The sequence below is a fragment of the Acidithiobacillus sp. TH-A35 genome (assembly GCF_057473505.1).
On record NZ_JBYCKR010000111.1, the window covers coordinates 1 to 3,939 of the forward strand.

7 protein-coding genes are annotated in these 3,939 nt (G+C 58.4%); 4 read left to right on the forward strand and 3 right to left on the reverse strand.

Translation table 11 applies throughout. The features are described from left to right. The 3 genes from AC2VNK_RS04070 to AC2VNK_RS04080 all read right to left on the reverse strand — a co-directional run. Positions 1-286: hypothetical protein (locus AC2VNK_RS04070; protein WP_486882907.1), on the reverse strand; the 286-nt coding region annotated here is incomplete at its 3' end. A gap of 46 nt (positions 287-332) precedes the next feature. Continuing rightward, positions 333-626 carry a HigA family addiction module antitoxin gene (locus AC2VNK_RS04075; RefSeq protein ID WP_486882908.1) on the reverse strand — a complete coding sequence of 98 codons (294 nt, stop codon included), beginning with the start codon at positions 624-626 and terminating at the stop codon, positions 333-335. A 43-nt stretch (positions 627-669) separates the two neighbouring features. Further along, positions 670-1,473: an inositol monophosphatase family protein gene (locus AC2VNK_RS04080; RefSeq protein ID WP_486882909.1), complete on the reverse strand. Its 804-nt coding sequence runs from the start codon at positions 1,471-1,473 to the stop codon at positions 670-672. A 48-nt stretch (positions 1,474-1,521) separates the two neighbouring features. Here AC2VNK_RS04080 and AC2VNK_RS04085 point away from each other — a divergent pair, with 48 nt between their 5' ends. From AC2VNK_RS04085 to AC2VNK_RS04100, 4 genes are all read left to right on the forward strand, one after another. After that, on the forward strand, positions 1,522-2,325 hold the full coding sequence (locus AC2VNK_RS04085; protein ID WP_486882910.1) for an RNA methyltransferase: 804 nt from the start codon (positions 1,522-1,524) through the stop codon (positions 2,323-2,325). Positions 2,326-2,370: 45 nt separating this feature from the next. Continuing rightward, complete coding sequence (gene cysE / locus AC2VNK_RS04090; RefSeq protein WP_486882912.1) at positions 2,371-3,120, forward strand: serine O-acetyltransferase; 750 nt, start codon at positions 2,371-2,373, stop codon at positions 3,118-3,120. Between the two features lie 46 nt (positions 3,121-3,166). Then, positions 3,167-3,655, forward strand: a complete 489-nt coding sequence (locus AC2VNK_RS04095; RefSeq protein WP_291521562.1) for an Rrf2 family transcriptional regulator — start codon at positions 3,167-3,169, stop codon at positions 3,653-3,655. An 18-nt stretch (positions 3,656-3,673) separates the two neighbouring features. Next, the coding region (locus tag AC2VNK_RS04100) for an aminotransferase class V-fold PLP-dependent enzyme (RefSeq protein ID WP_486882913.1) at positions 3,674-3,939 on the forward strand (266 nt) is incomplete at its 3' end.

Sequence of the window (3,939 nt, forward strand, 5' to 3'; positions counted from 1 at the left end):
TGAAGAATATGGTTACAGCGCCTTGCCCGAATTGGGTATATAGTTTAGATGGTGGCACTACCCAGTTGTTGCTTTTCTTATAAAAATACCAAATAGAAGAGTGGTGTAAAAATACAAAAACTGCAGCCAAACCGCGAAGACCATCAAGGGATCGATATTTTTGAAATTCCTTGCTTGGCTTTATCTTGTTTAAGATATACGCAGTAAGAAATGCAGCTACCAGTACAGCTATGGCAAATATCGGAGATGTCGGGCTTGAAAAATTCAGATATTTAAAATCATTCATATTATAAGACCTTTTGTATTAATTTGTCGCATTCGTCAGGCTATCATCACATGGTCAAGGGGAGCGGCTTGACCTTGGGTGATCCGGCCTGGCGAGCTTGCCACAGATCATAGGCGGCTTGTTGGGCAACCCAGACGTCTGCGTGGCCTCCGTGCTCGACTCCGAGCCATCCCTCAAGACGCAGAGCCATCTCCGGAGAAATAGCGGTACGCCCGTTGAGTACGCGCGACAGCGTCGAGCGTGTCACTCCGAGTTGCTCCGCCGCCTCGGTTACCGTCAATCCGAGGGCAGGCAAGATATCGTCCCGCAGGGTCAGTCCTGAGTGGGGTGGATTGTACATTGGGCTCATGGTCCTCGTCCGGGTTCATAGCGGAAATCGCCGTTCAACGGGCTGATTGCGGCTGGTTGATCTCCTGGCTGATGATATGCAGCATCTGGGCATGAATCCGCAGATTACCGGCGACGATGTTGCCGTTTTGCAGGTAACCCTGATCGCCCTTGAAGTCGGTGGCGACACCACCCGCCTCCTGCACCAGTAGCGCGCCGGCAGCGAGATCCCAGGGCTTGAGGTTGAACTCCCAGAAGCCGTCATAGCGCCCAGCCGCGACATAGGCGAGGTCCAGCGCCGCGGAGCCGGGCCGCCGGACGCCCGCGGTCTTCAGCATGAAGGTTTTGAGGGTAGCGAGGTAGGGGTCCAGGTAGGAAAAATCCCCGTAGGGGAAACCGGTACCCAGGAGTGCCCCATCCAGGTCCTTGCGTTGGGCAATGCGCAGGCGGCGATCGTTGAGGTGCGCCCCGCTGCCCCGGCTGGCGGTAAACAGCTCGTTATGCACCGGATTATAGACTACCGCGTGCTCAAGGCGGTCGAAATGGCGGACGGCTATGGAGACACAGACTTGCGGCATGCCGTGGATGAAGTTGGTGGTGCCATCGAGGGGGTCAATAATCCACTCGAAGTCTTTATCGGAGATGCGGCTGCCTTCCTCGGCCAGGATACCGTGCTCGGGGTAAGCGCGGCGGATAATCTCAACAATGGCGGCCTCGGCGCGCTGATCGACGTCCGTGACAAAGTCATTGTGCGCCTTGCTGGTGATGCTGATTTCATTGACCCGGTCGAAGCTGCGGTTGATGATATCGCCAGCTTTGCGGGCCGCACGAATGGCGGTAACGAGAATAGGATGCTGCATGGGAACCTTGTGCGAGGATGAGTCGGAATTGGGGCAGTATAAAGGAGAATGGCGGTGGCCGCACGGGCGAGGGCTGCGGGCATGATCGGGACGTCTTTGCATGGCTTGCGTATTGTCCTCGTTGAACCCAGTCACCCCGGCAATATCGGGGCGGCGGCACGGGCCATGAAGGTGATGGGGTTGCGCCATCTGGTGCTGGTTAATCCGCGCTTTTTCCCCGATCCGGAGGCCACGGCTCTCGCCTCCGGTGCCGAAGATATTCTGGAATCGGCACAGGTCTGTACCAATCTGGATACGGCCTTGCAGGGTTGCCACAAAGTCTATGGCACCAGCGCCCGCGACCGTCGTATCCAGTGGCCCGTCAGCAACGCACGGGAGGCGGCGGGAGAGATTCTCACGGATCTGGACACGGGGGATTGTGCTCTGCTCTTCGGCCGGGAGCGGACGGGGCTAACCAATGCGGAGATGGATCGTTGTCAGGTTCTGGTGCATATCCCCACGGCGGATGCATACCACTCCCTCAATCTGGGGCAGGCGGTGCAGGTACTCGCCTATGAGCTCCACATGGCCGCCCTGACGGCCCTGCCAGCCCAAGACGTACCCGCAGCGGATGTGCCGGAGCAGCCCGCTCCCGTCGAGGATATGGAAGGCTTTTATGGCCATTTGCAGCATGTGTTGCGCCGCAGTGGTTTTCTGCAGGAGATTCGCGCTACCCGCATGATGCGTCGCTTGCGTCGTCTCTTCGACCGCGCCAGGCCGAGCCGGAACGAGGTGAACATCCTGCGTGGTATCCTTACCGAAATCGAGCGCTGGGCGTCTAAAGTGGACAGAAAGGATCAGGATAGTTTTTAATGCGGGGCTTGGTAGTGGCCGGGGCAAATACAGGGGAGTGTGGCTATGGGTGGACGCTGGCGGAGTGACCTCGACGCAGTTTTTGCGCGCGATCCCGCGGCGCGTACCCGTCTGGAAGTGTTACTCACCTATCCCGGCGTCCACGCCCTGTTCCTGCATCGGATCGCTCATGCCCTGTGGCGTCACCGCTGGCGCCTGTTGGCGCGCAGTCTGGCGGCCTTTTCGCGTTTCTGGACAGGTATCGAGATTCATCCGGGGGCACAGATCGGTAAGGGTTTCTTCATTGATCATGGGATGGGCGTGGTGATCGGTGAGACGGCGGAGATCGGCGACAATTGTACCCTCTATCACGGCGTGACCCTGGGCGGGACCTCCTGGAAGCCGGGCAAACGCCATCCGACCTTGGGTCGTGGTGTCATCGTCGGCGCTGGTGCCAAGGTGCTGGGACCGATCGTTATCGGGGATAATGCGCGGATTGGCTCTAACGCCGTGGTGGTCAAGTCGGTGCCGGAGGGTGCTACCGTGGTGGGCATCCCTGGGCGGGTCGTCAATAAGGGTGAGCATACAGATAGCTTCGAGGCCTACGGCCTGACCGGGCAGATGCCCGATCCGGTGGCGCGGGCCGTGGAGTGCATGCTGGAGCACATGCATCGCCAGGATGCGGAGATTGCGCAACTGCGAGAGGGTTTGCAGCGCCTGCAGCCGCTTGAGACCATGATGCCCGTGGAGGAGATCGTCTGTGTGCTGGATGATGACGCACCAGAAAGCGAGGGAACTCGTGCGGGTAATACTTGACTAATTTAGTAGAGATAGTAGGATGTCGTGCAGAGGAGCACCGGACATGAAACTGACGACAAAAGGACGCTACGCGGTGACCGCCATGTTGGATCTGGCGCTCAATCAGCGTGGTGGCGTGGTAACGGTAGCCGACATTTCGCGGCGTCAGCAGATTTCCGTGGCCTATTTGGAGCAGCTCTTTGGGCGCCTGCGTCGTTATGGTCTGGTGGAAAGTGTACGTGGTCCGGGCGGTGGTTACCGGCTGGCCATGCCGGACTCGGAGATTCCGTTGACGCGGATTGTGGAGGCTGTCAATGAGTCCATCAGTACGACCCAGTGCGGTGGTGATCCGCAGCAGGGTTGTAAGGGGGATGGGCAGCAGTGCCTTACCCACGACCTGTGGGAAGAATTGGGAGATCGTATCGCCGAGTTTCTCGGGGGAATCACCCTCGGGCAACTGGTACAGAAGCAGTTGCACAAGGAGTCGCTGCAGTCGGCACCGATCCGGATGACGGACAGGACACCACTGCGCCCGACGCATAAAACCGCTTAAGACCGTGAGGTACAGGAAATGAATCAACCCAAAATCATTGAACTGGATAGCAGGCAGCCTTTGCTGATCAATCCGGATCGTCCTATTTATCTGGACTATCAGGCGACGACTCCTGTGGACCCGCTGGTCCTGGAACAGATGCTGCCTTTTCTGACCCATGATTTTGGTAATGCGGCCAGCCGTTCCCATCCCTATGGCTGGACGGCGGAAAAAGCGGTGGAGAAAGCGCGCCAGCAGGTGGCCGATGCCATCCACGCCGACCCCCGCGAAATTGTCTGGACTTC

Bases quoted from the DNA above. Each gene is read 5' to 3' on its own strand.
- AC2VNK_RS04075 (WP_486882908.1), bottom strand. From the start codon at position 626: ATGTACAATCCACCCCACTCAGGACTGACCCTGCGGGACGATATCTTG.
- AC2VNK_RS04095 (WP_291521562.1), top strand. From the start codon at position 3,167: ATGAAACTGACGACAAAAGGACGCTACGCGGTGACCGCCATGTTGGAT.
- AC2VNK_RS04085 (WP_486882910.1), top strand. From the start codon at position 1,522: ATGGCGGTGGCCGCACGGGCGAGGGCTGCGGGCATGATCGGGACGTCT.
- cysE (WP_486882912.1), top strand. From the start codon at position 2,371: ATGGGTGGACGCTGGCGGAGTGACCTCGACGCAGTTTTTGCGCGCGAT.
- AC2VNK_RS04080 (WP_486882909.1), bottom strand. From the start codon at position 1,473: ATGCAGCATCCTATTCTCGTTACCGCCATTCGTGCGGCCCGCAAAGCT.